General features: G+C 72.2%; 25 protein-coding genes. 16 read left to right on the plus strand and 9 right to left on the minus strand.

What is annotated here, in order from left to right:
* Position 1: 1 nt before the first annotated feature.
* Positions 2-343 (plus strand): type II toxin-antitoxin system RelE/ParE family toxin, encoded by a 342-nt coding sequence (locus CNQ36_RS15315; protein WP_121546428.1) that lies wholly within the window; start codon positions 2-4, stop codon positions 341-343.
* Entirely contained in the window at positions 340-645 is a 306-nt protein-coding gene (locus tag CNQ36_RS15320) for a helix-turn-helix domain-containing protein (RefSeq protein ID WP_121546429.1), read from the plus strand. The genes CNQ36_RS15315 and CNQ36_RS15320 overlap by 4 nt, the downstream gene beginning before the upstream one ends.
* Positions 646-719: 74 nt before the next feature.
* On the opposite strand, the gene CNQ36_RS15325 is transcribed toward CNQ36_RS15320, so the two are convergent.
* The gene (locus CNQ36_RS15325) at positions 720-1700 is read right to left on the minus strand and encodes an EamA family transporter (protein ID WP_121546430.1); all 981 of its coding nucleotides are present in this window, start codon (positions 1698-1700) and stop codon (positions 720-722) included.
* 258 nt (positions 1701-1958) lie between these two features.
* Here CNQ36_RS15325 and CNQ36_RS15330 point away from each other — a divergent pair, with 258 nt between their 5' ends.
* Positions 1959-2411, plus strand: coding sequence for an NUDIX hydrolase (locus tag CNQ36_RS15330; RefSeq protein ID WP_121546431.1), 453 nt, complete (start codon positions 1959-1961; stop codon positions 2409-2411).
* Positions 2412-2442: 31 nt separating this feature from the next.
* Here CNQ36_RS15330 and CNQ36_RS15335 read toward each other — a convergent pair whose 3' ends face one another.
* Entirely contained in the window at positions 2443-5304 is a 2862-nt protein-coding gene (locus tag CNQ36_RS15335; RefSeq protein ID WP_121546432.1) for an FAD-binding and (Fe-S)-binding domain-containing protein, read from the minus strand.
* Positions 5305-5594: 290 nt separating this feature from the next.
* Between CNQ36_RS15335 and CNQ36_RS15340 the strand changes: the two genes are divergently transcribed.
* The 7 genes from CNQ36_RS15340 to serC all read left to right on the plus strand — a co-directional run bounded on the left by CNQ36_RS15340 (position 5595) and on the right by serC (position 12716).
* Positions 5595-7625: an ATP-binding protein gene (locus CNQ36_RS15340; protein ID WP_121546433.1), complete on the plus strand. Its 2031-nt coding sequence runs from the start codon at positions 5595-5597 to the stop codon at positions 7623-7625.
* Positions 7622-8029 (plus strand): roadblock/LC7 domain-containing protein, encoded by a 408-nt coding sequence (locus tag CNQ36_RS15345; protein ID WP_004930026.1) that lies wholly within the window; start codon positions 7622-7624, stop codon positions 8027-8029. Before CNQ36_RS15340 ends, CNQ36_RS15345 begins: the two co-directional genes overlap by 4 nt.
* Positions 8026-8373 carry a DUF742 domain-containing protein gene (locus CNQ36_RS15350; protein WP_004930025.1) on the plus strand — a complete coding sequence of 116 codons (348 nt, stop codon included), beginning with the start codon at positions 8026-8028 and terminating at the stop codon, positions 8371-8373. The genes CNQ36_RS15345 and CNQ36_RS15350 overlap by 4 nt, the downstream gene beginning before the upstream one ends.
* The gene (locus tag CNQ36_RS15355; protein ID WP_387913458.1) at positions 8354-8995 is read left to right on the plus strand and encodes a GTP-binding protein; all 642 of its coding nucleotides are present in this window, start codon (positions 8354-8356) and stop codon (positions 8993-8995) included. The genes CNQ36_RS15350 and CNQ36_RS15355 overlap by 20 nt, the downstream gene beginning before the upstream one ends.
* Positions 8992-10227: a cytochrome P450 gene (locus CNQ36_RS15360; protein WP_004930019.1), complete on the plus strand. Its 1236-nt coding sequence runs from the start codon at positions 8992-8994 to the stop codon at positions 10225-10227. The genes CNQ36_RS15355 and CNQ36_RS15360 overlap by 4 nt, the downstream gene beginning before the upstream one ends.
* Positions 10224-11474 (plus strand): cytochrome P450 family protein, encoded by a 1251-nt coding sequence (locus CNQ36_RS15365; RefSeq protein ID WP_121546434.1) that lies wholly within the window; start codon positions 10224-10226, stop codon positions 11472-11474. Before CNQ36_RS15360 ends, CNQ36_RS15365 begins: the two co-directional genes overlap by 4 nt.
* Positions 11475-11597: 123 nt before the next feature.
* Positions 11598-12716 (plus strand): phosphoserine transaminase, encoded by a 1119-nt coding sequence (gene serC, locus CNQ36_RS15370; protein WP_121546435.1) that lies wholly within the window; start codon positions 11598-11600, stop codon positions 12714-12716.
* 163 nt (positions 12717-12879) lie between these two features.
* Here serC and CNQ36_RS15375 read toward each other — a convergent pair whose 3' ends face one another.
* Positions 12880-13701, minus strand: coding sequence for an ABC transporter permease (locus CNQ36_RS15375; protein WP_121546436.1), 822 nt, complete (start codon positions 13699-13701; stop codon positions 12880-12882).
* The gene (locus CNQ36_RS15380; RefSeq protein WP_121546437.1) at positions 13698-14666 is read right to left on the minus strand and encodes an ATP-binding cassette domain-containing protein; all 969 of its coding nucleotides are present in this window, start codon (positions 14664-14666) and stop codon (positions 13698-13700) included. Before CNQ36_RS15380 ends, CNQ36_RS15375 begins: the two co-directional genes overlap by 4 nt.
* Positions 14667-14752: 86 nt before the next feature.
* Between CNQ36_RS15380 and CNQ36_RS15385 the strand changes: the two genes are divergently transcribed.
* Positions 14753-15523 carry a TetR/AcrR family transcriptional regulator gene (locus CNQ36_RS15385; protein ID WP_121546438.1) on the plus strand — a complete coding sequence of 257 codons (771 nt, stop codon included), beginning with the start codon at positions 14753-14755 and terminating at the stop codon, positions 15521-15523.
* Here CNQ36_RS15385 and CNQ36_RS15390 read toward each other — a convergent pair whose 3' ends face one another.
* Positions 15524-16501, minus strand: a complete 978-nt coding sequence (locus CNQ36_RS15390) for a WD40 repeat domain-containing protein (RefSeq protein WP_121546439.1) — start codon at positions 16499-16501, stop codon at positions 15524-15526.
* A gap of 88 nt (positions 16502-16589) precedes the next feature.
* Here CNQ36_RS15390 and CNQ36_RS15395 point away from each other — a divergent pair, with 88 nt between their 5' ends.
* The 3 genes from CNQ36_RS15395 (at position 16590) to CNQ36_RS15405 (ending at position 19006) form a co-directional block, all read left to right on the plus strand.
* Complete coding sequence (locus tag CNQ36_RS15395) at positions 16590-17267, plus strand: GDSL-type esterase/lipase family protein (protein WP_121546440.1); 678 nt, start codon at positions 16590-16592, stop codon at positions 17265-17267.
* A gap of 110 nt (positions 17268-17377) precedes the next feature.
* Entirely contained in the window at positions 17378-17983 is a 606-nt protein-coding gene (locus CNQ36_RS15400) for a Uma2 family endonuclease (protein WP_121546441.1), read from the plus strand.
* 30 nt (positions 17984-18013) lie between these two features.
* Complete coding sequence (locus CNQ36_RS15405) at positions 18014-19006, plus strand: aldo/keto reductase (protein ID WP_004930008.1); 993 nt, start codon at positions 18014-18016, stop codon at positions 19004-19006.
* A 127-nt stretch (positions 19007-19133) separates the two neighbouring features.
* Here CNQ36_RS15405 and thpR read toward each other — a convergent pair whose 3' ends face one another.
* On the minus strand, positions 19134-19706 hold the full coding sequence (gene thpR / locus CNQ36_RS15410) for an RNA 2',3'-cyclic phosphodiesterase (protein ID WP_121546442.1): 573 nt from the start codon (positions 19704-19706) through the stop codon (positions 19134-19136).
* Positions 19707-19819: 113 nt separating this feature from the next.
* On the opposite strand from thpR, the gene CNQ36_RS15415 reads away from it, so the two are divergent.
* Positions 19820-20407 carry a Uma2 family endonuclease gene (locus tag CNQ36_RS15415; RefSeq protein WP_121546443.1) on the plus strand — a complete coding sequence of 196 codons (588 nt, stop codon included), beginning with the start codon at positions 19820-19822 and terminating at the stop codon, positions 20405-20407.
* 17 nt (positions 20408-20424) lie between these two features.
* Here the strand turns inward: CNQ36_RS15415 and CNQ36_RS15420 are convergent, their stop codons facing one another.
* A complete protein-coding gene (locus CNQ36_RS15420; protein WP_121546444.1) occupies positions 20425-21789 on the minus strand; it encodes an MFS transporter in 1365 nt (454 codons plus the stop codon).
* Between the two features lie 48 nt (positions 21790-21837).
* Positions 21838-22275 (minus strand): MarR family winged helix-turn-helix transcriptional regulator, encoded by a 438-nt coding sequence (locus tag CNQ36_RS15425; protein WP_004930004.1) that lies wholly within the window; start codon positions 22273-22275, stop codon positions 21838-21840.
* A gap of 154 nt (positions 22276-22429) precedes the next feature.
* Between CNQ36_RS15425 and CNQ36_RS15430 the strand changes: the two genes are divergently transcribed.
* Positions 22430-22612, plus strand: a complete 183-nt coding sequence (locus CNQ36_RS15430; protein WP_004930003.1) for a ribbon-helix-helix protein, CopG family — start codon at positions 22430-22432, stop codon at positions 22610-22612.
* A 22-nt stretch (positions 22613-22634) separates the two neighbouring features.
* Here CNQ36_RS15430 and CNQ36_RS15435 read toward each other — a convergent pair whose 3' ends face one another.
* Positions 22635-24086: an NCS2 family permease gene (locus CNQ36_RS15435; RefSeq protein WP_121546445.1), complete on the minus strand. Its 1452-nt coding sequence runs from the start codon at positions 24084-24086 to the stop codon at positions 22635-22637.
* Positions 24087-24210: the final 124 nt, after the last annotated feature.

Consider the following 24210-nt stretch of genomic DNA (forward strand, 5'->3'; position numbering starts at 1 on the left):
CATGGCAGCACCCCCCAAAACAATCAAGCACGCTTGCTGGCTCTTACCGCGACCCCAACGTGAAGTGGGTCCGGCGCTTCGGCGGCCGACGGTCGGCGCCATCGAGAGGAGCCGCTTCCGGAACATGCGGGAGTTACGCCCACGCAACGGCGGGACGGTGAGCATCCGGATGCTGTTCGTCTTCGACCCCGAGCGTCGGGCCATCTTCCTGGTGGCGGGCAACAAGGCGACCGGACGCCGCTGGGCGTCCTGGTACCCGCGAGCGATCAAAGAGGCAGACGACAAGTACACGGCATACCTTGAGGCGCTGGAGCAGGAAAAGAAGGAAGGGCAGGGCAGATGAATCTCGGCTCCATGGACGATCTGACGGCCGACATCACCCCCGAGAAGCGCGAACGCATCGACGCCATCAAGGCGGAGATGATCGACGCGGAACGGGGACACGAGCTGGCCGCCCTCCGCAAGGCCCAGGGTTTCACGCAGGTCCAGGTCGCCAAGGCGATGGGCGTCACTCAGGGCCGGGTCAGTCAGATCGAGCGGGGTACCGCCCGTCTCGACACCTCAACGATGGCGGCCTACCTGCACGCAATCGGCGGCGAGCTGACCATAACGGCCACTGTCGGGAACCTTTCGGTACGGCTGTAGCGTGCAGCACTCCCCGCCCGCGGGCGCGGTGTGCGCCGTGCGCGGCCGGGCGGCGGTGGGGCCGTCGGGGCAGGCTAGTCCCGCCGCGCCGGGGTGATGGCGGACGGTGTCGCCCCCTTCACCCTGCCCCGCCCCACCTGCGTGCGCACCGCGCCCATGCTCGCCGCGATGACCAGGGCGATGGCGGCGGCCTGGGCGGTGGAGAGGGCCTGGTCGAGGATCAGGAAGCCGGCGGTGGCGGCGAGGGCCGGTTCCAGGCTCATCAGAATGGCGAAGGTCGAGGCGGGAAGGCGGCGCAGCGCCAGGAGTTCGAGGGTGTACGGGAGGACGGAGGAGAGCACCGCGACCGCCGCGCCCAGGGCGAAGGTGGTCGGGTCCAGGAGCTTCGTGCCGGACTCCACGATCCCGAGGGGCAGGAAGAGGACCGCCGCGACGGCCATGGCGAGGGCGAGCCCGTCCGCCTGCGGGAAGCGGCGCCCCGTACGGGCACTGAAGACGATGTACGCGGCCCACATGGCGCCGGCGGCCAGTGCGAAGACCACACCCAGCGGGTCGAGACTGTCGAAGCCGCCGCCACCGCCGAGCAGGAACACTCCGGCGAGGGCGAGGCCGGCCCAGACGAGGTTCACCGCCCGCCGGGAAGCCAGGACGGACAGGGCGAGCGGGCCGAGGACCTCCAGCGTGACCGCGGGGCCCAGCGGGATCCGGGCGACGGACTGGTAGAAGAGGCCGTTCATCGCCGCCATGGCGACACCGAAGACGATCACCGTGCCCCAGTCGGTGCGGGAGTGCCCGCGCAGCTTCGGCCGGCACAGCACCATCAGCACGATCGCCGCGACCAGCAGTCGCAGCGTCACGACCCCGAGCGCCCCGGCCCGCGGCATCAGCGTCACCGCCAGCGCCCCGCCGAACTGCACGGAGACGCCCCCCGCGAGCACCAGCCCGACCGGCCCGAGGGAACCCCGCCCGCCCGGGCCGCCGCCCGGGGTGGGTGCATGGCCGGGCTGCCCCGTCGCGGGTGCGGTGGACGGGGTGGTGGCGCTGGGGGTGGTCACGGGCCGGGCCTTCCTGGGTGTCGGGGCGGGCGCCTGCCCGCGCTGAGCGCATACGTGAGTGGGTCCTGCCGGGCTTGATGCGACTCGGTGGACTGTCCGGTCCAGAGTATTGGACTAAGTCAGTACCGTGAAGCACTTATATGCCTGACGATGCGGCCGGGGTCCCGCCCCGGTCAACTCCGTCCATCCCGTGGACCCCGAACGGGTACCGTTCCCCGTGGTGACACCCGCGTCCGTTCCCCCTTCATCCGAGGTCCCGTGCGACGACTCCTCGTCCGTCTCTGGCGGCTGCTGCGCCCCGTGCAGAGCCGCGTCATGTGGTTGCTGCACGCCAAATTCGTGGTCGGGGTGACCGGCGTGGTGCGCGACGACGAGGGGCGGGTGCTGATGCTCCGCCACCGGATGTGGCCGCCGGGCCGCCAGTGGGGCCTGCCGAGCGGCTTCGCCCGCAAGGGCGAGGACTTCCGGGAGACCGTGGTGCGCGAGGTCAGGGAGGAGACCGGCCTCGATGTGGAGGTGGGCCGTCTGGTCATGCTGAACAGCGGCCTCCGCACCCGTCTGGAGGTGGCCTTCGAGGCCCGTCTGCTCGGCGGCGAGCTGCGCCTCGACCCCTTCGAGATCATCGAGGCCCGCTGGTGCCGTCCCGACGACCTCCCGGAGGGCACCCAGCCGGTGTGCCACCCCTTGGTCCGCGGCGAGACGGCCCCCTAGGCCGGCCGTCCACCGAAGCCGCCCGGGCCGCCTACTCCTCCAGCGCCTCCGCCAGCACCTCCGCCAGGTGGCGGCCCCGGACGCCCGCCAGCTGGTCCAGCTGGGTGCGGCAGGAGAAGCCGTCGGCCAGGACGACGGACGACTCCGGGGCCTCGCGCACCGCGGGGAGCAGCTGCTCCTCGGCGCAGGCCGCCGAGACCTCGTAGTGGCCCTTCTCGAAGCCGAAGTTGCCCGCCAGGCCGCAGCAGCCGCCCGCCAGGTCGCCGGTGAGGCCGGCCGCCGCGCGGAGGCGGCGGTCGGGTTCCTCGCCCAGGACCGCGTGCTGGTGGCAGTGGGTCTGGCCGGTGACGGGGCGGTTCACCGGCGGTGGCGTCCAGTCCGGGGCGTACCGCTCCAGGGTCTCCGCGAAGGTCAGGACGCGTGCGGCGAGCCGTGCAGCGCGGGGGTCGTCGTGGAGGAGTTCCGGGGCGTCCGTGCGCAGGGCCGCCGCGCAGCTCGGTTCCAGGACGACCAGGGGGGCGTCGGTGGCCAGGACCGGTTCCAGCAGGTCGAGGGTGCGGGTCAGGACCGTACGGGCGCGGTCGAGCTGGCCCGTGGAGACATAGGTGAGGCCGCAGCAGACCCGGGCCCTGCGGGCGGTCAGCAGGGCGAGGGCGGAGCGGGAGCGGGCGTCGCCCACCCGTCCGCCCGGCCGCAGGGTCGGGGGCAGCGCCACCCGCAGGCCCGCCGCCTCCAGGACCCGCACGGCAGCCCGGCCCACCGACGGCGAGAGGTGCTCGGTGAAGGTGTCCGGCCAGAGGACCACCAGCGCGCCGTCCCCCGGGGACGCCCGCCGCCCCCGCCACCACCGCGTGAAGGTCTCCCCCGCGACCCGGGGGATCCCCCGCTCCCGCGCGATCCCGCCCAGCCTTTTCGCCGCCCGGGCCAACAGGCCCACGGAAGCCAGCCCGTTGGCCACCGCGGCCGTCCGCGTCCGCGCCAACCAGCCCAGCCACACCGGCAGCCACCCCATCGCGTAGTGCGCGGCGGGACGGCGGCGGCCCTCGTAGTGGTGGTGCAGGAACTCCGCCTTGTACGTGGCCATGTCGACCTCGACCGGGCAGTCCGAGCGGCAGCCCTTGCAGGACAGGCACAGGTCCAGCGCGTCCCGCACCTCCGTCGAGCGCCAGCCGTCGGTCACCACCTCGCCCGCGAGCATCTCGTGCAGCAGGCGGGCGCGCCCGCGCGTGGAGTGCCGCTCCTCCCCCGTCGCCCGGAACGACGGGCACATCACCGCGGGGCCCGACGCCGACTCCGTACGGCACTTGGCGACGCCCACGCAGCGCCGCACCGCCGCCGAGAAGTCGCCGGCGTCGGCCGGGTAGCCGAAGGCCACGTCCACCGGTTCGCGCGGAAGGACGGCGAAGCGGAGGTTCGCGTCCAGGGGCGCGGGGCGGACCAGCATGCCCGGGTTGAGCAGGTCGTCCGGGTCCCAGAGGGCCTTCACGCGCTCGAAGAGGGCCACCGTCCGCGCGCCGTACATGCGCGGGAGCAGTTCGGCGCGTGCCTGGCCGTCGCCGTGCTCGCCGGACAGCGAGCCGCCGTGCGCCACAACCAGGTCGGCCAGCTCCTCCGAGAAGCTCCGGAAGCGGGCGACGCCCGGCCCGGTCAGCAGGTCGAAGTCGATGCGGACGTGGATGCAGCCGTCCCCGAAGTGCCCGTACGGCGCCCCGCGCAGCCCGTGGGCGGCCAGCAGCCCCCGGAAGTCGCGCAGATACGCGCCGAGCCGGGCGGGCGGCACCGCGCAGTCCTCCCAGCCGGGCCAGGCCTCCGTGCCGTCCGGCATCCTCGTCGCCGTGCCGCTCGCGTCCTCCCGGACACGCCACAGCGCGCGCTGCCGCGCCGGGTCGGTGACCACCAGGGAGTCCACGACGTCCGCCGCGCGGACGATCGCGTCCGCACGGGCGCGCGCCTCCCCGTCCGTGTCCCCGCCCGTCTCGACGAACAGCCAGGCGCCACCGCGCGGGAGGTCCACCGAGGACGGCACCAGATCCGCCGCCATCCCCTCCACGGTCAGCGGCCCGAACGGCAGCAGCCCGGCCGCCGCCTCCGCGGCCCCGCTCTCGTCCGCGTACGCCAGCACGGCGAGGGCACGGGCGCACGGCGCCCGCACCAGCTCCACGACCGCCTCCGTCAGCACGCCCAGCGTGCCCTCGGAGCCGCAGAGGGAACGGGCGACGTCAGCGCCCTTCTCGGGCAGCAGGGCGTCCAGGGCGTATCCGGAGATGCGGCGGGGCAGGTCGGGGAAACCGGTGCGCAGCCGGGCGAGTTCGCCGTCCACCAGCTCCCGCAGTCCCGCCGGGGCCCCGGCCCACCCCCGTCCGGGCCGCAACCGCTCACCGCGCGGGGTGACGACCGACAGTTCCCGCACGCTGTCCGCGGTCGTGCCCCAGGCCACCGAGTGGGAGCCGCAGGAGTTGTTGCCGATCATGCCGCCGAGGGTGCAGCGGCCGTGGGTGGAGGGGTCGGGCCCGAAGCGCAGTCCGTGCGGGGCGGCGGCCTCCTGGAGGCGGTCGAGGACGAGTCCGGGCTGGACCACGGCCGTGCGCGCCCGGGGGTCGAGGGACAGCAGACGGTTCATGTGCCGTGTGAAGTCGAGCACTACGCCGGTCCCGGTCGCCTGCCCCGCGATCGACGTGCCGCCGCCGCGCGGCACCACGGGGACGCCGTGCGTCCGGCACACCGACAGTGCCGCGGCCACGTCGTCGGCGTCCCGCGGCGCCACCACGCCGAGCGGCACCCGGCGGTAGTTGGAGGCGTCCATCGTGGTCAGCGCCCGTGCGGTGGCGCCGAAGTCGACCTCGCCGCGCACGGCCGCCCGCAGTCCGGCCAGCAGGTCCCGGTGATCCGTCATGCCCTCAGGATGCCTCCGCCTCGGCCGGGGAGAGGCGGCGGCGCACACGGTTCACGGCGTCCCGGGCGGCTCCACAACCGGGGATCTAAAGAATACGCAAGCGGAATCTTCCCAAGACGATCACGAACTCTCATATAGTGACCGCGAGTTGCGCGCAGTTGTCGGACCTCGTTCGGAAAAGCCACCCCAGAATCAGGTCCGGCGTTCCCATGGAACCCACCCGAGGGCCGCGCGGAGACGAAGGCGCACGCCCGCGGACCGACCGAGGACCCGACCGAGGACCCTGATTGATGACCTCCCCCCTGCTCCCCGGCGACCGCCCCACCCCCCGCAGCCTGCTGCCCGTCCCCCTGCTCACCGCGGCGCTCTCCGCGCTCGCGGTCCTCGCCGCCTGCTTCCTCGTCCCGGACGCCGCGGTCGGCGCCACCGCGGCGGTCGGGACCGTCGCCGCCGTGCTGCTGTGCGCCGCCGCCGCCGTGGCCGCCTACCACGCGCTCTCGGCGCGTGCGGCACGGGCCCGGCTGGAGTCCGTCACCCAGGACGTGGGCCGGCTGCTGCAGGAGCGGGCCCGGCTGACGGAGGACTCCCGCCGCCAGCACGAACGGCTGACCGGTGAACTCAACCGGGAACGCGCCCGGTTGTCCGCCGACCTGGACCAGGAGCGGGCCCACCTCGCCGAGTCCCTGGCCGCCGAACGCGACCGGCTGGCCGAGCAGCACGCCGACGACGTCGCCCGGCTGGCCCGGGAGCACGCCGACGAGCGGGCCCGGCTCACCGCGTCGCACACCGCCGAACTGGCGCGCCTGGAGGAGGAGCACGGCAAGAAGCTGCACCTCATCACCGAGGAGCACACGGCCCACACCGCCCGGACGGCCCGCGACCACCTCGACGAGCGGGAGCGGCTGGAGGCGGAGCGGGCGAAACTGGTGTCCGAGGGCGACCGGCTCCGCGAGCAGAACTCCCGGCTGACCGACAAGCTGCGCGAGGCCAACGGCGCCCGCGCCGCCGCGGTGTCGGCGACCGCCAACGCGGCCGGCCGGATGCAGGCCCTGTCCACCGGGATGCTGGCCGACCTGCGCGCGATGGAGGAGAAGCACCAGGACGAGGAGGTCCTCAGCGACCTGCTCCACCTCGACCACCGCACCGCCCAGGCGGGCAGGCTCGCCGACTCCGTCGCCGTCCTCACCGGCGCCCGCTCGGGCCGCCGCTGGGCCCGGCCCATCGCCATGGAGTCGATCCTGCGCGGCGCCATGGGCCGGATCAGCGGCTACCAGCGGGTGCGCGTCCACTCCGCGAGCGACACCGCCGTCGCGGGGCACGCCGCCGAGGGCGTGATGCACGCGCTCGCCGAACTCCTCGACAACGCCGCGAACTTCTCCCCGCCGTCCGCCGAGGTCCACGTCTACGTGGAGGAGGTCCCGGCCGGGGTCATCGTGTCCGTCGAGGACAGCGGGCTCGTGATGGGCGAGGCGCAGCTGCGCCGCGCGGAGCGCGCGGTCTCCGGCGAGTCCACCGAGCTCGGTGGACTGACCGGCACCCGTCTCGGCCTCGCCGTGGTCGGCCGGCTGGCCCGGCGGTACGGCCTCCGGGTCTCCTACCGTCCGTCGGCCCGCGGCGGCACGGGCGTGCTGATACTCGTCCCGCAGGACATCCTCGTACCGGCGGACGCGGCGCCCACCGCCCCGCTCCCGGCGGCCACGACGCCCGCCGCCGCCCCGAAGCCGTCGAAGAACCTCCAGGAATCCCCGGACGCGAAGGACACCGCGGACACCGGCCTCCCCCACCGCCGCGACAGCGGCCAGGCGGCCATCCCGACCGCCCGCTCCACCGCCCCCGACCGGCCGGAGCCGGAGACCACGCACGCCACCGCGCACGGCGGCACCACCACCCCGGCCGGCGCCGCGCCGGCCGGGCGGCCCGCATCCCGCGACGACGACCGCCCCGCCGCCTCCTACGCCGCCTCCCGCGCGGGAGCCGACCTCGACCCCGATCCGGTGCCGGTCCACGAGTCCCCCGCTCCGGACGGCGACGCCGCACCCCTGGTGCTGCCCCGCCGCCGCCGGGGCCGCACCCTCGCCGAGGCCGAGCGCACCCGTTCCGGCAGCGACCGTCCCGCCGCCCCCCGGCCCGCCCCCACGGCCGAGGAGACCAGGGCCCGCACCGCCCGCTTCAGCAGCTTCCGCCAGGCCGTCCGCCCGCCCACCCCGGACGACACGGCCGACCCGGACACCGGCGCCGTCACGGACACCCCCGGCGCCGCGCGTACGACTCCCGAAGCACAACCCACCCCCGCAACACCGGAAGGCGACACCACCACATGACCGGCACGACGACCGCCGACGAGAAGCTCACCTGGCTGCTGGAAGGCCTGCTGGAGCGCACGCCGGGCGCACGGCACGCGCTCGTGCTCTCCCGTGACGGCCTGAAACTGTGCCGCACCCCGGAGCTGTCCGCCGACCAGGCCGACCAGCTCGCCGCGATCGCCGCCGGCATCCAGTCGCTGTCGCACGGCGCCTCCGTCGAGTTCGGCGACGGCAGCGGCGGGGTGCGCTCGGCGATGACCGAGTTCTACGGCGGCGTGCTGTTCATCGTGGAGGCCGGCGCCGGCGCGCACCTGGCGGTCGTCACCAGCGAGGACGCGGACGCCGGGCTCATCGGGCACAACATGAGCGAACTCGTGGAACAGCTCGGCGAGCACCTGACCGCCCTGCCCCGCAGCTCATGAGCAGGCCCGGCAGGGACGACGCCCCCGACCGGCTGTACACCCTCACCGGAGGGCGCAGCCGGTCCGGGCCCGACAACCCCTTCGACCTGGTGACCCTGGTCGTCGCCGAATGCGATCCGGTGCCCGGCATGCAGTCCGAGCACGCGGCGATCCTGCGGCTGACCGAACGCCCCACGGCCGTCGTGGAGATCGCGGCCGAGCTGAAGCTGCCCATCAGCATCACCCGGATCCTGCTCTCCGACCTCCAAGCGGTGGGCCGGGTCAGCGCCCGTCACCCCCGCAAGGCCGCCGTACCCGACCCCGACATCCTGGAGCAGGTGCTCGTTGGACTCCGCAACCTCTGAGACGCGCACGGAAACGGTCGACGAGACCCGTGCACCGCTGGGCGCCTCGGCCGACAACGGCCTGAAGATCGTGGTCGTGGGCGGCTTCGGCGCCGGCAAGACGACGATGGTCCGCTCGGTCAGCGAGATCCGTCCCCTCAACACCGAGGAGACGATGACCCAGGCCGGCGAGGCCGTCGACGACACCAGCGGGGTGAGCGGCAAGACGGCGACCACCGTCGCCTTCGACTTCGGCCGCATCACCCTGGACGCGCACAACGTGCTGTACCTGTTCGGCGCGCCCGGCCAGGAACGTTTCTGGTTCCTGTGGGACCGGCTGTTCTCCGGCACCCTGGGCGCCGTCGTGCTGGTCGACACCCGGCGCATCGACGACTCCTGGTACGCCATCGACCGGCTGGAGAGGCACGGCACGCCGTTCATCGTGGCCTGCAACGACTTCGGCGGGGACACCTTCACCCCGCAGCAGATACGCGAGGCCCTCGACCTCGACCCGCACGTGCCGCTGGTGAACTGCGACGCGCGCTCCCGGGAGTCCAGCAAGATCGTGCTCATCACGCTGGTGGAGCACATCCAGAGCCTGTACGCCGACCCGGCCCGAGCCCCCCGTCAGGAGCTGGTGTGAGTCCCGCTTCCGTTCCCAACGCCGTCCGCTTCCAGGGATCCCTGCTCCAGGACGACCCGGCCCGCGTGTACCGGGAGCTGCGGCGCGAGCACGGCAGCGTCGTCCCGGTGGTGCTGGACGGGGACGCACCGGCCTGGCTGGTGCTCGGCTACCGCGAGCTGCACCAGATCACCGGCGACCCCGGGCTGTTCAGCCGCGACTCCGAGCTGTGGAACCAGTGGGAGAACATCCCCGACGACTGGCCGCTGCTGCCGATGATCGGCCGCAGGCAGCCCTCGATCCTCTACACCGTCGGCGACCGGCACCGCGAGCGGGCCGGGATGCTGGTGGACGCGCTGGAGGCGGTCGACCCGTTCGAACTGCGCGGCTACGCCGAGAAGTTCGCCGACGAACTGATCGACGGGATCTGCGCCAAGGGCACCGCCGACATCATCGGCGAGTTCGCGATGCTGCTGCCGGTGCGGGTGCTGGCCCGGCTGTACGGGTTCCCCGACGACGAGGGCCCGGCCCTGGTCACCGCCCTCAACGACATGGTCAACGGGCGGGAGCGGGCCCTCGAGGGCCAGATCCACCTGTTCACGTCGATGACGGCCCTGGTGGCCGCCCGTGGGGAGAGTCCCGCCGAGGACGTCACGTCCCGGATGCTCGCCGACACCGCGGGATTCACCCCGGAGGAGGTCTGCCAGGACCTCATGGTGATGATGGCGGCCGGGCACCAGCCGACCGCCGACTGGATCGGCAACTCGCTGCATCTGATGCTCACCGACGCCCGGTTCGCGGCGTCCCTCTTCGGCGGCCGCAACAGCATCGCCGAGGCGATGAACGAGGTGCTCTGGGAGGACACGCCCACCCAGAACGTGGCCGCCCGCTGGGCGTCCCGCGACACCCAGCTCGGCGGACGCCGGATCCGCGCCGGCGACATGGTGCTCCTCGGCCTCCAGGGCGCCAACTCCGACCCCCAGGTGCGCACCGACGGCTCGGCGCTGACCGGCGGCAACGGCGCCCACTTCTCCTTCGGCCACGGGGAGCACCGCTGCCCCTTCCCGGCGCAGGAGATCGCCGAGGTGATCGCCCGGACCGGCATCGAGGTCGTACTGGACCGGCTGCCGGACATCGACCTCGCGGTGCCGGCCGCGCAGCTGACCCGCCGCCCCTCGCCGTGGCTGCGGGGACTGTCCGAACTCCCGGTCACGTTCACACCCACTCCCGCCCTTGGAGGCACGCGCGCATGACGGCTGCTACGGACACCGCGACGACGGACACCGGACAGACGCGTATCCCCCTCGACCCGTTCGTGTCCGACCTGGACGGGGAGAGCGCGGCGCTGCGGGCCGCGGGGCCGCTGGCCGCCGTGACGCTGCCGGGCGACGTGCCGGTGTGGGCGGTCACCCACCACGCCGAGGCGAAGAAGCTGCTCACCGACCCGCGCGTGGTGAAGGACATCAACGTCTGGACCGCCTGGCAGCGCGGCGAGATCGCCCCCGACTGGCCGCTGATCGGGCTGGCGAACCCGCCCCGCTCCATGCTCACCGTGGACGGCGCCGACCACCGCAGGCTGCGCACCCTGGTCGCGCAGGCGCTCACCCCCCGCCGGGTGGAGCGGATGCGGGAGCGGATCACGGAGCTGACCGAGGGCCTGCTGGACGCGGTGGCCGCCGAGCCCGGCGACACGGTCGACCTGAAGGCCGCGTTCGCCTACCCGCTGCCGATGTACGTGGTCGCCGACCTGATGGGAGTGGCGGAGGAGCGGCTGCCGCGGCTGAAGGAGCTGTTCGAGAAGTTCTTCTCCACGCAGACCCCGCCGGACGAGGTCGTCGCGACGCTGACCGAACTGGCCGGGATCATGGGCGAGACGGTCGCGCACAAGCGGGAGAACCCGGGCGACGACCTGACCTCCGCGCTGATCCAGGCGTCGGAGAACGGCGACCGCCTCACCGACGAGGAGATCGTCGCCACGCTCCAGCTGATGGTCGCGGCCGGCCACGAGACGACGATCTCCCTCATCGTCAACGCGGTGGTCAACCTGTCCCTCCACCCGGAACAGCGACAACTGGTGCTGTCCGGCAAGGCCGACTGGTCGGCGGTGGTCGAGGAGACCCTGCGGTTCGCCACGCCGACGTCCCACGTGCTGATCCGGTTCGCGACCGAGGACGTCCCGGTGGGCGACAAGGTCCTGCCGGCCGGTGACGCGCTGATCGTGTCGTACGCGGCGATCGGCCGGGACGAGCAGGCGCACGGTCCGACGGCCGGCGTCTTCGACATCACCCGGGAGACCGCCAGCCGGCACATCTCCTTCGGCCACGGCCCGCACGTCTGCCCCGGCGCGGCCCTGTCCCGTCTGGAGGCGGGCGTGGCCCTGCCGGCCCTGTACGCCCGCTTCCCCGGACTGGACCTGGCGGTCCCGGCGAGCGAGCTGCGCAACAAGCCGGTGGTCACCCAGAACGACCTGTTCGAGCTCCCGGTGAAGCTCGGCGGATGACCTCGGGGGCGGTGGCCGGGCCTCCCCGGCCCGTCCACCGCCCGTTCACCGCCCGTCCCGCCACGCGTCTCAGCGGACGGACGATGTTTCGCCCGGGTTTCCCTCAGCCGCTAGGCTCCGACCGTGGCTGAGATCCGGATTCCTGCTGACATCAAGCCCGCCGACGGTCGTTTCGGCGCGGGTCCCTCCAAGGTGCGGACGGAGGCGCTGGACGCCCTGGCCGCGACCGGCACGTCCCTCATGGGCACCTCCCACCGCCAGGCCCCGGTGAAGAACCTGGTCGGCAAGGTGCGCGAGGGCGTCCGCGAGCTGTTCCAGCTCCCCGACGGCTACGAGGTGGTCCTCGGCAACGGCGGCTCCACCGCGTTCTGGGACATCGCGACCCACGGCCTGATCGAGAACAAGTCGCAGCACCTGACCTTCGGCGAGTTCAGCTCCAAGTTCGCCAAGGCGGCCAAGCTCGCCCCGTGGCTGGCCGACCCGTCCGTCGTCTCCTCCGACCCGGGCACCCACCCCGAGGCGGTCGCCGAGGCCGGCGTGGACGTGTACGCCTTCACCCACAACGAGACCTCCACCGGCGTCGCCATGCCGGTCGAGCGCGTCGCCGGCGCCGACGAGGGCGCCCTCGTCCTGGTCGACGCCACCTCCGGCGCGGGCGGCCTCCCGGTCGACATCGCCGAGACGGACGTCTACTACTTCGCCCCGCAGAAGTCCTTCGCCTCCGACGGCGGCCTGTGGATCGGCGTGTTCTCCCCCGCCGCGATCGAGCGCGCCGAGCGGATCCACGCCTCCGGCCGCCATGTCCCGGAGTTCTTCAGCCTGCCCACGGCGATCGACAACTCCCGCAAGAACCAGACGTACAACACCCCGGCCCTGGCCACCCTGTTCCTGCTCAACGAGCAGCTGGAGTGGATCAACGGCCAGGGCGGCCTCGCCTGGTCCACGGCCCGTACGAAGGACTCGTCGACCCGTCTGTACGGCTGGGCGGAGAGCGCGAAGTTCGCGGCCCCGTTCGTCGCCGACCCGGCCAAGCGCTCCCAGGTCATCGGCACCATCGACTTCACGGACGAGGTCGACGCGGCCGCCGTCGCCAAGGTCCTGCGCGCCAACGGCGTCGTCGACACCGAGCCGTACCGCAAGCTCGGCCGCAACCAGCTCCGTGTGGCGATGTTCCCGGCGATCGACCCGGCGGACGTCGAGGCCCTGACGAAGTGCGTCGACTACGTGATCGAGCAGCTCTGACCGCTCCCCTCACGGCGACGAAGGGCGCCCGGCGGCAGGCCCGCCGGGCGCCCTTCGCGTGCTGCGACGACTCTCACGCGTCGTTCACGTCGCCGTGCAGCTCACGCTCGGCACACCTCCGCCGCCGGGCGCGCCCCGCCCGCCTCACCGCGCCGTCCGGCCCTCAGCGGCTGAGCCGCTGGAACCTGCGCACCGCCAGCGGCAGGAAGACTGCCGTCAGGACGAGCGGCCAGACCCCCGCCATCAGCAGCGCGTGCCGCTCGACCCAGGAGCCGCCGCCGCCGACCGGGGTGCCGAACAGGTCGCGGGCCGCCGCAGCCGTGGAGGAGATCGGGTTCCAGGCCGCCACCCAGCCCAGCCAGTCCGGCATCAGCTGCGGGGCGACGAAGATGCTGGAGATCATCGTCAGCGGGAAGGCGACCGCGAACAGGCCGCCCGCCGCCTCCGGGTTGGGCACCAGCAGGCCCAGCCAGACGCCGATCCAGATGAGCGCGAACCGCAGCCACAGCAGCAGTCCGAACGCCGCCAGGAAGCCCCAGCCGCCGTCCGGGCGCCAGCCCATGGCCAGCGCGGTCAGCATCATGATGCCCAACTCGGCGCAGGCGACGGCCAGATCGGTCACCCCGCGTCCGGCCACCACCGCCGACGAGGACATCGGCATGGAGCGGAAGCGGTCGATGACCCCCTTGGTGGAGTCGTGGACCACCACGGTCGCGGTGTTGATGAAGCCGAACGCCATCGTCATCACGAACATGCCCGGCATCAGGAAGTCCTTGTAGTCCCCGCCGCCGGGCACCGTCATCGCGCTGCCGAAGACATAGCCGTAGAGGAGGACCGACAGGATCGGGAAGCCCAGCTGCCAGGCGATGTTGACCGGCTGCCGCCGGTAGTGGGTCAGGCCGCGGCGGACGATGTTCCAGCAGTCCGCCAGCGCCCAGTACGCGCGGCCGTGCGCGGCCGGTGCGGTCAGGTCGAGCGCGCTCATGCCGCCGACTCCTCCTTCTCCGTGCGGTGTCCGGTCAGGCGCAGGAACACGTCGTCGAGGCTGGGCCTGCGCAGCCCGATGTCCTCGACCCGTACGCCCTCGTCCTGGAGGGTGCGGGCCACGTCCGTCAGCGCGGCCACCCGGTCGGTCACCGGGGCGTGCACCCGCAACTCGGACTCGTCCGCCTCCGGTTCGCCGTCCGCCACCCGGGCGACCACCTTCACCGCCCGCGGGATGTCGGTCCGTTCGGCGACCACGACCTCGATGCGGTCGCCGCCGACCAGGTTCTTCAGCCCGTCCGGGGTGTCGTCGGCGATGGCCCGGCCCCGGTCGATGACGGTGATCCGGGAGGCGAGCCTGTCGGCCTCCTCCAGATACTGCGTGGTCAGCAGCACGGTCGTCCCGCCGGCCACCAACGCCCGGACCGAATCCCAGACTTCGCCCCGGCTGCGCGGGTCGAGGCCCGTCGTCGGCTCGTCCAGGAACAGCACGGCAGGCGCCAGGATCATCGAGGCCGCGAGGTCGAGCCGCCGCCGCATGCCGCCGCTGTAGCCGCCGACCCCCTTGTCGGCGGCGTCGGTCAGGTCGAACTGCTCCAGCAGCTCGGCCGCCCGTGCCCGGGCACGGGCGCCGCCCAGATGGAACAGCCTGCCGAACATCTCCAGGTTCTGCCGCCCGGTGAGCACCTCGTCCACCGCCGCGTACTGCCCGGTGAGCCCGATCCGCGCCCGCACCTCGCGCGCCCTGCGGGCCACGTCGAGCCCGGCCACCGTGGCGCGGCCGCCGTCGAGCCGGATCAGCGTCGACAGGATGCGCACGGCGGTGGTCTTTCCCGCGCCGTTCGGCCCGAGCAGCCCGTGCACCGTGCCGGCGCGGACGGCGAGGTCGAAGCCGTCCAGGGCGCGCTTCTCGCCGTACCGCTTCTCCAGGCCCTCGGCCCGTACCGCGTAACCGTCGTCGTCCATGGGTCCCCCTTCCACTAACTGAGTACACCGTACTCGATTACGCGTACGGTGTACTCAGTTTTTCGCGGCGGACTTAAACTGCCCCCATGAGCAGCGGCACGGGCGGCACGGAGACCAGCGGCAGCGGCGACATCGCCCGCACCCTCGACCTGCTGTGGGACACCGGCCCGCGGGCCAGCCGCGGCCCCAAACCGGGCCTGACCCTGGACCGCGTCGTGGAGACCGCCGTCGAGGTCGCCGACCGGGACGGGCTCGGCGCGCTGTCCATGCGCCGGATCGCCACGGAACTCGGCACCGGCGCGATGTCCCTGTACCGCTACGTCCCCGGCAAGGCCGAACTGCTCGACCTGATGCTCGACCGGGTCCAGCGGCCCTCGCGGAACCCGGCCGACCTCGGCGACGGCGGCTGGCGCGGCGCGCTGGAGGCCCTGGGCCACGCCACCCTCGCCCTGTACCGCCGGCACCCCTGGCTGATGGAGGTCAACCAGTCCCGCCCGGTCCTCGGCCCGAGCGCGCTGGACGGCATGGAGAAGGTGCTCTCCCGGATCAAGCCGATGGGCCTGTCCGACCCCGAGCTGGTGTCGGTGATCATCCTGATCGACGGGTACGTCGTCGGCGCGGCCCGCACCCAGCTCTACCAGGAGCACGCCGAACGCAGCTCCGGGCTCACCGACGCCCAGTTCTGGGAGGCCCAGCGCCCGGCGCTGGAGAAGGCCATGAAGAGCGGACGCTACCCCGTCCTCGCGGGACTGTCCGAGGACACCTTCGGCCCCGGCTTCGACCACTTCGACTTCGGCCTGCAGCGGATCCTGGACGGCCTCGAGGTGCTCGTCGCCGGGCGGCGCACCACGGAGTGATCAGCGGGCCCGGCGGCGCGTCAGCCGGAGGACGAGCAACAGGACCAGGGCCGCCACCACCACGCCGCCCGCCTTGACCGTGCCCCCGGTCCCGTCGCCGCCGCCGCTCTCCGCCCCCTCGGCGCTCCCGCCGCCGGCCGACGCCCCCTTCCTGCCGCCCCCGCCGGGCGCCTCCCGGGACTCGACCGCGCTCTGCGTGCCCTCGCTGCCGTACATCAGCCGGGACCCGTCGGCGGAGTACGTCACGGACTCCCCCTGCCCCTGGAGCGGCACGCTCAGCCGCCCCTTGCGCTGCAGCTCGCCGCCGTTCCAGGAGTAGTGGATGCCGCCGAAGTAGCCGCGCACCGCGAGCTGTTCGCCGTCCGGGGAGAGCGCCGCGTCGGTGGCCCACAGCTCCACCGGGGCGATCGGACGGAACACGTTGTCCCCGGTCGCCGAGAGCTTCGCGGGCCCCTCGTACAGGTGCCCGCCCTCCTCCTTCTTGTCGACGATGTAGACGCGCCCGGTCTTCGGGTGCACCACCATCGACTCGGCGTCCCGGGCCCCGTCGGAGTACTTCACGACGTACTGCGTGGCCCGCACGGTGGCGTCCTTGAGCTCCTTCGGCTCGGGCAGCTCGTAGATCCAGACGTAGGGCCAGGTGCCGCCGAGGTTGTCGCCGATGTCCCCGACGAAGATCCGGTTGCCGGGCCCGATGGAGACGGCCTCGACGTCCCGGGGCGAGCCGATGCCGGTGAGGGTGAGGCGGGCGACGGTCTCACCGGTCGCGCTGTCGACGGCGTAGAGGTAGGGGCCGTCGTCGCTGTCGTTGTGGGTCCAGTAGACGCCGGGGTGGAGACGGGAGGCGGCGAGCCCGCTGGACTCGGTGATGCGCGGGTCCTTGACGGTGAACCCCTCGTCGCCGTCGGCTGCGGAGGCGGGCACGGCCGGGGCGCTCATGAGGAGTGCCGCGGCGAGCAGGGCGAAGGGTCGGCGCATGTGCCAAGAGTGCCATCCCGCACCGCACTTCACGGCGGGTGTTCGGGCTCACATCGCGGTGACCGGGCCGATCGACCATGATGACGGGGTGCTCAGGTTCATGCCCGTAGGTGACTCGATGACGATCGGGAGCGCGGGTGAACACACCTGGCGCTACCGGCTGTGGCAGCACCTGTGCACGGCGTACGGCGGCCCCTTCACGCTGGTCGGCCCGCGCGAGACGCTGCACGACCCGGCGACGGACGCCCCCACCTCCCACGCCTACGCCGACCCCGGCTTCCCGCGCGGCCACCTGGCCGGCTGGGGCGAGGGCTGGCACCACATGACCCCGCTGATCGGCGAGACCGCGCGCTCCTGCCGCGCGGACGTGCTGCTGGTCTCGCTGGGCCTGATCGACCTCGGCTTCTACACCGACGCCGAGCAGACGGCGGACAACGTCCGCGCGTTCGTCGCGGAGGCCAGGGCGGCGAGGCCGGGCATCCGCATGGCCGTCATGCCGGTGATCCGGAACATCCGGGCGGAGGCCGACACGGCCTTCGCCGACCAGGTCGCCCACTTCAACGAACTCCTCGCCAAGACCCTCACCGACCTGGACGCACCGGACTCCCCCCTGCTCCTCGTCCCCCCGCCCGCGTCGTACGACTTCCACACGGACACCTACGACGGCACCCACCCCAACGAGACCGGCGAACACAAGATCGCGGGAGCGTTCGCGGAGGCGCTGTGGCGCGAGTGGGGTCTGGGCGGCCGCTACGAGGCGACCTAGCCGCCGGGGGCGCCCCTGGCATATGCACCCGGCCCCGTGTCCCACCCGCCGTGCGTATCGTTGTACCGCGCGGCCGACTCGTCCGTGGGCGGCCGGGGAGGAGCGCCACGATGACCGTCCTCGACGACAGGATCGCGATGGCCGAGAGCGACAACACGCGCCAATTGGACGAGATGTTCGAGCGGCTCGAGAAGATGCCCGTCCCCGAGGGATACAAGGTCGAAATCGTCGGGGGGGCTGTCTACATGGCGCCGCAGCGGGACATCCACTGGGAGACCATTCGCATGATCCTCTGGGCCCTGGAAGACCGGTTCGGGCGACAGGCCAGGCTGTTCTCGGATGTCCGCATCGACTTCCCCGGCCACCGCAACGGGTTCTGCCCGGACGTCGCGAAGATCAGAGACGGAGCGCGCAAGGACGACCAAGGCAAGTGGCGTTACCAGGACGTGGAGTTCGTCGCCGAAGTCATCTCCAAGGACACGGCGCAGAACGACTATGACCCCAAGAAGACCGCGTACGCCCTCGCACAGGTGCCGGTCTACCTGATCGCCGATCCTTATGTCCGCAAGTGCCGCCTGTTCACGCACCCCAAGAACGGCACCTACGTGAGCGACACGTCCATCGACTACGGCGGCGAGGTCGACATGACGACCACCCCTGTGGGCCTGGTCCTCAAGACCGACGGCTTTCCGTGCGACCGGCCTCCTCTTGCATAGAGCGCACTCCAAGTCGTTGGCTTGACGACCATGAAGTACACGCAGCTCGGACGCACGGGACTCAAGGTCAGCCGGCTCGTCCTCGGGACGATGAACTTCGGTCCGCAGACCGACGAGGCCGACAGCCACACCATCATGGACGCCGCGCTGGACGCCGGCATCAACTTCTTCGACACGGCCAACGTCTACGGCTGGGGCGAGAACAAGGGCCGTACGGAATCGATCCTCGGGAACTGGTTCGCCAAGGGCGGCGACCGCCGGGACAAGGTGGTCCTCGCGACCAAGGTGTACGGGAACATGGCCGCCGACGGCGACGCCTGGCCCAACCACGACAAGCTGTCGGCGGTGAACATCCGCCGGGCCGTCGACGCCTCGCTGAAGCGGCTCCGGACGGACTACATCGACGTGTACCAGTTCCACCACGTCGACCGGGACACGCCGTTCGAGGAGATCTGGCAGGCGATCGACGTCCTGGTCCAGCAGGGCAAGATCCTCTACGCCGGTTCCTCGAACTTCCCCGGCTACAAGATCGCCCAGGCCAACGAGATCGCCGCCCGGCGCGGCGGCACCATCGGCCTGGTCAGCGAGCAGTGCCTCTACAACCTCGCCGAACGGCGCGCCGAGATGGAGGTCATCCCGGCCGCGCAGGAGTACGGCCTCGGGGTCATCCCGTGGTCACCGCTGCACGGCGGTCTGCTGGGCGGTGTGCTGAAGAAGGAGGCCGAGGGCGGCCGCCGCGCCTCCGGGCGGGCCGCCGACACCCTCGCCGATCCGTCGTCCCGGGCGCAGATCCAGGCGTACGAGGACCTGCTCGACAAGCACGGCGTCGAGCCCGGCGAGGCCGCGCTGGCCTGGCTGCTCACCCGGCCGGGGGTGACCGGCCCGATCGTCGGTCCGCGCACCGCCGCGCAGCTCGCGTCCGCGCTGAAGGCGGTCGAGCTGGAGCTGGGCGAGGAGCTGTTGACCTCGCTGGACGAGATCTTCCCGGGTCCGGGGCCGTCGCCGGAGGCCTTCGCCTGGTAGCGGCGGGTACGGCGGCCGGCGGCGGCGCTACCTGCCCAGCGCCGCCGCCAGAGCCACCACGACGAACATCAGTACGAGCGCACCGGCCATGATCCGGTTCCGGGTCTTCGGGTCCACGTCGTCGAGCCTAACCGGCCGCGCCGAGTGCCCGGCGGGCGACCGCCTCATAGCGGGGCTGTTCGCCGGGCACACCGGACCTCGGCAGGCTGCTGCGCACGAGCACCAGTTCGTCCACGGTCCAGACCCGGCTCCGGAAGTCGCGCAGGGCGTCCACGTACGGCCGTACGTCCAGGCCGTCCCGGCTGCGGGCCACCGTCAGGTGGGCCTTGTAGCGGCGGTGCTCACCCATGTCCAGGCCGGCCTTCCGCGCCGCCGCCTCGGCCCGCCCGGCCAGCAGCCGCATCGTGCGCAGGTCGCCCTCGGCCCCGGCCCACAGCGCCTTCCCGCGCCCGAACTGCCCGCCGCCGAGCAGCCCCAGCCGGAACGGCTCGGTCCGGGACGCGGCCCGCCCCAGCCGCGCCGCCAGCTCGGGCACGAGCCCGTCGTCGACCTCGCCGTAGAACGCGAGCGTGAAGTGCCACCCGGCCCGCTCGGTCCACCGCATCCCGTCCGCCCCGGGCAGCCCCCGCAGCCCCCGCAGCGCGACGGCCAGCTCCCGCACCACGTCCTCGGGCGGCAACACGGCGGCGAAGAGTCTCATACGCCCAGTCTCGCAAGGGAACGTACGTACGCTCACGCGTGTCCTGGTCGCCGTGCGTATCGTTGTACCGCGCGGCTGTGCGCATTGAGCGGCAGCCGGGGAGGAGCGCCACGATGACCGTCCTCGAAGACAGGATCGAGATGGCCGAGAGCGGCGACGAGCTCACGCTCGACATGATGTTCGAGTGGCTGGAAAAGATGCCCATCCCCGAGGGTTACAAGACCGAGATCGTCGGGGGGCACATTTTCATGACGCCACAGCGGGACACGCACTGGGACATCATCGCGGACCTCTACGATCAACTGCGCGCGAAGTACCCGCGCAAGCGAGTCAAGTCCGACGTCCGCATCGACTACCCGGGGCACCTCAACGGATTCGCCTCCGACGTGACTCTGATGGCCGAGGGCGCAACCAAGAACGCCGACGGGCGGTGGCGTTGCGAGGACGTCCAGTTCGTCGCCGAGGTGATTTCCAGGAAGACCGCCGGCAACGACTACGGTCCCAAGAAGGACGCGTACGCCGCCGCCGGGGTGCCGGTGTACCTGATCGTGGACCCGTACACCGGCGAGTGGCACCTGCACACGCTGCCGGGGGACGGGAAGTACCACGGCAGCGTGTGCTTCGGCTTCGGCATCGAGATCGATCTGGCCAGGACCGCCGTCGGTCTCGTCCTCAGGACCGACGAGTTCCCCCGCGGCTGACCCCGGCCCGGCGGATGTCATACCGCCGGGGCCAGGGCCTCCTGGTGTTCCCGGGGGACGAAGCGCACGCGGGGGTGGCCGCCGTGCCAGCCGACCGAGAGGCGCAGGCCGCCGGCCCTCGCCAGGATCAGGCCGATGACGGCCGCCGCGGCCACCGCGACCGCGCCGCCCGCCGCGAAGCCCACGCGGGCGCCGTAGGTGTCGGTGACCCAGCCGACGATCGGGGCGCCGACCGGGGAGCCGCCGAGGAAGACCATCATGTAGAGGGCCATCACGCGGCCGCGCATCGCCGGGTCGGTGGACATCTGGAGGCTGGTGTTGGTGGTGACGTTGACCGTCATCGAGACCAGGCCCAGCGGCACCATGATCAGGGCGAACATCCACAGCTCGGGCGAGGCCGCGGCCAGGATCTCCAGCCCGCCGAAGGCCAGTGCGGCGACGATCAGCAGCCGCAGGCGGGCCGTGCCGCGCCGGGCGGCGAGCAGGGCGCCGGAGACGGAGCCGACCGCCATCAGCGTGTTGAACATGCTGTAGACGCCCGCGCCCCCGTGGAAGACGTCGTCGGCGAAGGCCGAGAGGTAGACGGGGAAGTTGAACGCGAACGTGCCGATGAAGCCGACCAGGACGATCGGCCAGATCAGTTCGGGGCGCCCGGTGACGTAGCGCAGGCCCTCGCGCAGCTGGCCCTTGCCGCGCGGGGCGCGTTCGACGGTGTGCAGCTCGCGGGAGCGCATCAGCAGCAGGCCGGCGAGCGGGGCGATGAAGGACAGCCCGTTGAGGAGGAACGCCCAGCCGGTGCCGACGCCGGTGATCAGCAGGCCGGCGACGGCGGGGCCGACCAGGCGGGCGGACTGGAAGTTCGCGGAGTTCAGGCTGACCGCGTTCTGCAGCTGGCCGGGGCCGACCAGCTCGGTGACGAAGGACTGGCGGGCCGGGTTGTCGACGACGGTCGCGAGGCCGAGGGCGAAGGCGGCGACGTAGATGTGCCAGACCTGGACCTGTCCGGTCAGGGTGAGGGCGGCCAGCGCGAGGGAGGTGAGGGCCATCGCGGTCTGGGTGACGAGCAGCGTGGGCCGCTTGCGCAGACGGTCGACGAGGACGCCGCCGTAGAGGCCGAAGAGCAGCATCGGCAGGAACTGCAGGGCCGTGGTGATGCCGACGGCGGCCGAGGAGCCGGTGAGGGTGAGCACCAGCCAGTCCTGGGCGATGCGCTGCATCCAGGTGCCGGTGTTGGAGACGACCTGGCCGAGGAAGAACAGGCGGTAGTTCCTGATCCGCAGCGAGGAGAACATGGAGTTCTTGCGGGCGGAGGTGTCGAGGGCGGACAACGTGTCGTGGGGTTCAGGTGCGGGGGCGGAAGCTGCTCCGGATCCCGTACTCAAAAGGTTCGCCTCCTTGCTGCCGCCGCTGCCCGCGGCGCTGCTGCGTACTCAGATGTGTGCGAGTTTCTCCAGTACGGGGGCGGCGGCGCGCAGGGTGGCCCACTCGTCCTCGTCGAGGTCCTCGACGAGGGTGGCCAGGAACGCGTTCCGCTTGCGGCGGCTCTCCTCGAGCATCGCCTCGGCCCGCTCGGTCTGGGTGACGACCTTCTGCCGGCGGTCGTCGGGGTGCGGTTCCAGCCGGACGAGACCCTTGGCCTCCAGCAGGGCCACGATGCGGGTCATCGACGGCGGCTGGACGTGCTCCTTGCGGGCGAGTTCGCCGGGGGTGGCGCGGCCGAAGCGGGCCAGGGTGCCGAGCACCGACATCTCGGTGGGGCTCAGTGACTCGTCGACCCGCTGGTGCTTGAGCCGACGGGACAGCCGCATGACGGCGGAGCGAAGGGCGTTCACGGCGGCTGCGTCGTCGCCATGGCTGAAGTCCGGCATGTTCTTTAGCTTAACTCATTACTCTCGCTAAAGACCACTCGTGCGACGCGCCTCGCCCGTGACTCCCGCCACTGTCGCACAGGATCACTCGTAAGAGTGATCCAACCGCGATTCGGCACACATCGCACCGCGGGGTGCGGCAACGCTCCTCCGTATGGCGACCGAGGTGCTCAGCCTGCGCATGGACCACGACTTGCTCGAACGGCTCCGGGAACACGCCGCCAAACGCGGCATGAGCGTCCAGGACTATGTCGTCCGGACGCTCATGCGCGATGACTTCGACCAGCGGTTCCGGACCGCCGTCGAGGAGACGGAGAGGTTCTACGGGGTCACGTGAGGCCGTGGACCCCGGCGCGGGATCAGGTCAGGCCCAGCGCCGGCATCAGGTAGTAGAAGGCGAAGACCGCCGCCACCACGTACATCGCCGGCGGCACCTCCCGCCCGCGGCCCGCCGCCAGCCGCAGCACCACGAAGGTGATGAAGCCCATGCCGATGCCGTTGGTGATCGAGTAGGTGAACGGCATCATCACCATGGTCACGAAGGCCGGGATGGCGATGGTGTGGTCAGCCCAGTCGATCTCCTTGACGGAGCCGGCGAGGATCAGGAAGCCGACCGCGAGCAGCGCCGGGGTGGCGGCCTGGGACGGGACCATCGTGGCGACGGGCGTGAGGAACAGCGACACGGCGAACAGGCCGCCGGTGACGACGTTGGCGAAGCCGGTCCGCGCGCCCTCGCCGACACCGGCCGTGGACTCCACGAACGCGGTGGTGGCGGAGGCGGAGCTGGCGCCGCCGGCCGCGACCGCGACGCCGTCGATGAAGAGGACCTTGTTGATGCCGGGCATCTGGCCCTCGCCGTCGGTCAGCTTGGCCTCGTCCGAGACGCCCATGATCGTGCCCATCGCGTCGAAGAAGCACGACAGCAGCACGGTGAAGACGAACAGCACACCGGTCAGCACGCCGACCTTGGAGAAGCCGCCGAACAGGCTGACCTGGCCGATCAGGCCGAAGTCGGGGGTGGCGACCGGGTTGCCGGGCCAGGTCGGGGTCGTCAGGCCCCAGGAGGGGACGTCCGCCACCGCGTTGATGATCATCGCGACGCCCGTCATCGCGACGATCGAGATGAGGATCGCGCCGGGCACCCGGCGGGTGATCAGGGCCAGCGTGAGCAGCGCGCCGAGGATGAAGACCAGGACCGGCCAGCCGTTGAGGTGGCCGGTGGCGCCGAGCTGGAGCGGGACGGTGGTCTGCGCGGCGTCCGGGATGCGGGAGACGAAGCCGGAGTCGACCAGACCGATCAGCATGATGAACAGGCCGATACCGATCGCGATGGCCTTGCGCAGACCGAACGGGACGGCGTTCATCACGCGCTCCCGCAGACCGGTGGCGACCAGCACCATCACGACGAAGCCGGCCAGCACCACCATGCCCATGGCGTCCGGCCACGACATGCGCGGCGCGAGCTGGAGCGCGACGACGGAGTTCACGCCGAGGCCGGCGGCCAGGGCGATCGGGACGTTGCCGATGACGCCCATGAGGAGCGTGGTGAACGCGGCGGTCAGGGCGGTCGCGGTGACCAGCTGGCCGTTGTCCAGCTGATGGCCGTACATGTCCTTCGCGCTGCCCAGGATGATCGGGTTCAGCACGATGATGTAGGCCATCGCGAAGAAGGTGGCGAGACCGCCGCGGATCTCGCGGGGCAGGGTGCTGCCCCGCTCGGAGATCCGGAAGTAGCGGTCGAGGGCGCCAGACGCGGCACCGGACCCCGGCTGCTCGGGGGTGGGGGCCTTGGTGGGGGCCGACGTGGGCATGCGGGGACCTCATCACCGGCGGGCGCCCCCCGAAGCCCTTTGGTGTTTTCTACGAATGAAAGTGGCCAGAGACAAACAGATTCAGTATGAACATATAACGTCGCCGAATCCATCTCCGCGCGTA

Origin of the sequence: Streptomyces fungicidicus (assembly GCF_003665435.1) — a bacterium.
Lineage (GTDB): Bacteria > Actinomycetota > Actinomycetes > Streptomycetales > Streptomycetaceae > Streptomyces > Streptomyces fungicidicus.

What these genes read in the sequence shown, in the direction of transcription:
- CNQ36_RS15315 (WP_121546428.1), top strand. Translation starts at nt 2, where the DNA reads ATGGCAGCACCCCCCAAAACAATCAAGCACGCTTGCTGGCTCTTACCG.
- CNQ36_RS15320 (WP_121546429.1), top strand. Translation starts at nt 340, where the DNA reads ATGAATCTCGGCTCCATGGACGATCTGACGGCCGACATCACCCCCGAG.
- CNQ36_RS15335 (WP_121546432.1), bottom strand. Translation starts at nt 5,304, where the DNA reads ATGACGGATCACCGGGACCTGCTGGCCGGACTGCGGGCGGCCGTGCGC.
- CNQ36_RS15340 (WP_121546433.1), top strand. Translation starts at nt 5,595, where the DNA reads ATGACCTCCCCCCTGCTCCCCGGCGACCGCCCCACCCCCCGCAGCCTG.
- CNQ36_RS15345 (WP_004930026.1), top strand. Translation starts at nt 7,622, where the DNA reads ATGACCGGCACGACGACCGCCGACGAGAAGCTCACCTGGCTGCTGGAA.
- CNQ36_RS15350 (WP_004930025.1), top strand. Translation starts at nt 8,026, where the DNA reads ATGAGCAGGCCCGGCAGGGACGACGCCCCCGACCGGCTGTACACCCTC.
- CNQ36_RS15365 (WP_121546434.1), top strand. Translation starts at nt 10,224, where the DNA reads ATGACGGCTGCTACGGACACCGCGACGACGGACACCGGACAGACGCGT.
- CNQ36_RS15375 (WP_121546436.1), bottom strand. Translation starts at nt 13,701, where the DNA reads ATGAGCGCGCTCGACCTGACCGCACCGGCCGCGCACGGCCGCGCGTAC.
- CNQ36_RS15380 (WP_121546437.1), bottom strand. Translation starts at nt 14,666, where the DNA reads ATGGACGACGACGGTTACGCGGTACGGGCCGAGGGCCTGGAGAAGCGG.
- CNQ36_RS15385 (WP_121546438.1), top strand. Translation starts at nt 14,753, where the DNA reads ATGAGCAGCGGCACGGGCGGCACGGAGACCAGCGGCAGCGGCGACATC.
- CNQ36_RS15390 (WP_121546439.1), bottom strand. Translation starts at nt 16,501, where the DNA reads ATGCGCCGACCCTTCGCCCTGCTCGCCGCGGCACTCCTCATGAGCGCC.
- CNQ36_RS15400 (WP_121546441.1), top strand. Translation starts at nt 17,378, where the DNA reads ATGACCGTCCTCGACGACAGGATCGCGATGGCCGAGAGCGACAACACG.
- CNQ36_RS15405 (WP_004930008.1), top strand. Translation starts at nt 18,014, where the DNA reads ATGAAGTACACGCAGCTCGGACGCACGGGACTCAAGGTCAGCCGGCTC.
- thpR (WP_121546442.1), bottom strand. Translation starts at nt 19,706, where the DNA reads ATGAGACTCTTCGCCGCCGTGTTGCCGCCCGAGGACGTGGTGCGGGAG.
- CNQ36_RS15415 (WP_121546443.1), top strand. Translation starts at nt 19,820, where the DNA reads ATGACCGTCCTCGAAGACAGGATCGAGATGGCCGAGAGCGGCGACGAG.
- CNQ36_RS15425 (WP_004930004.1), bottom strand. Translation starts at nt 22,275, where the DNA reads ATGCCGGACTTCAGCCATGGCGACGACGCAGCCGCCGTGAACGCCCTT.
- CNQ36_RS15430 (WP_004930003.1), top strand. Translation starts at nt 22,430, where the DNA reads ATGGCGACCGAGGTGCTCAGCCTGCGCATGGACCACGACTTGCTCGAA.
- CNQ36_RS15435 (WP_121546445.1), bottom strand. Translation starts at nt 24,086, where the DNA reads ATGCCCACGTCGGCCCCCACCAAGGCCCCCACCCCCGAGCAGCCGGGG.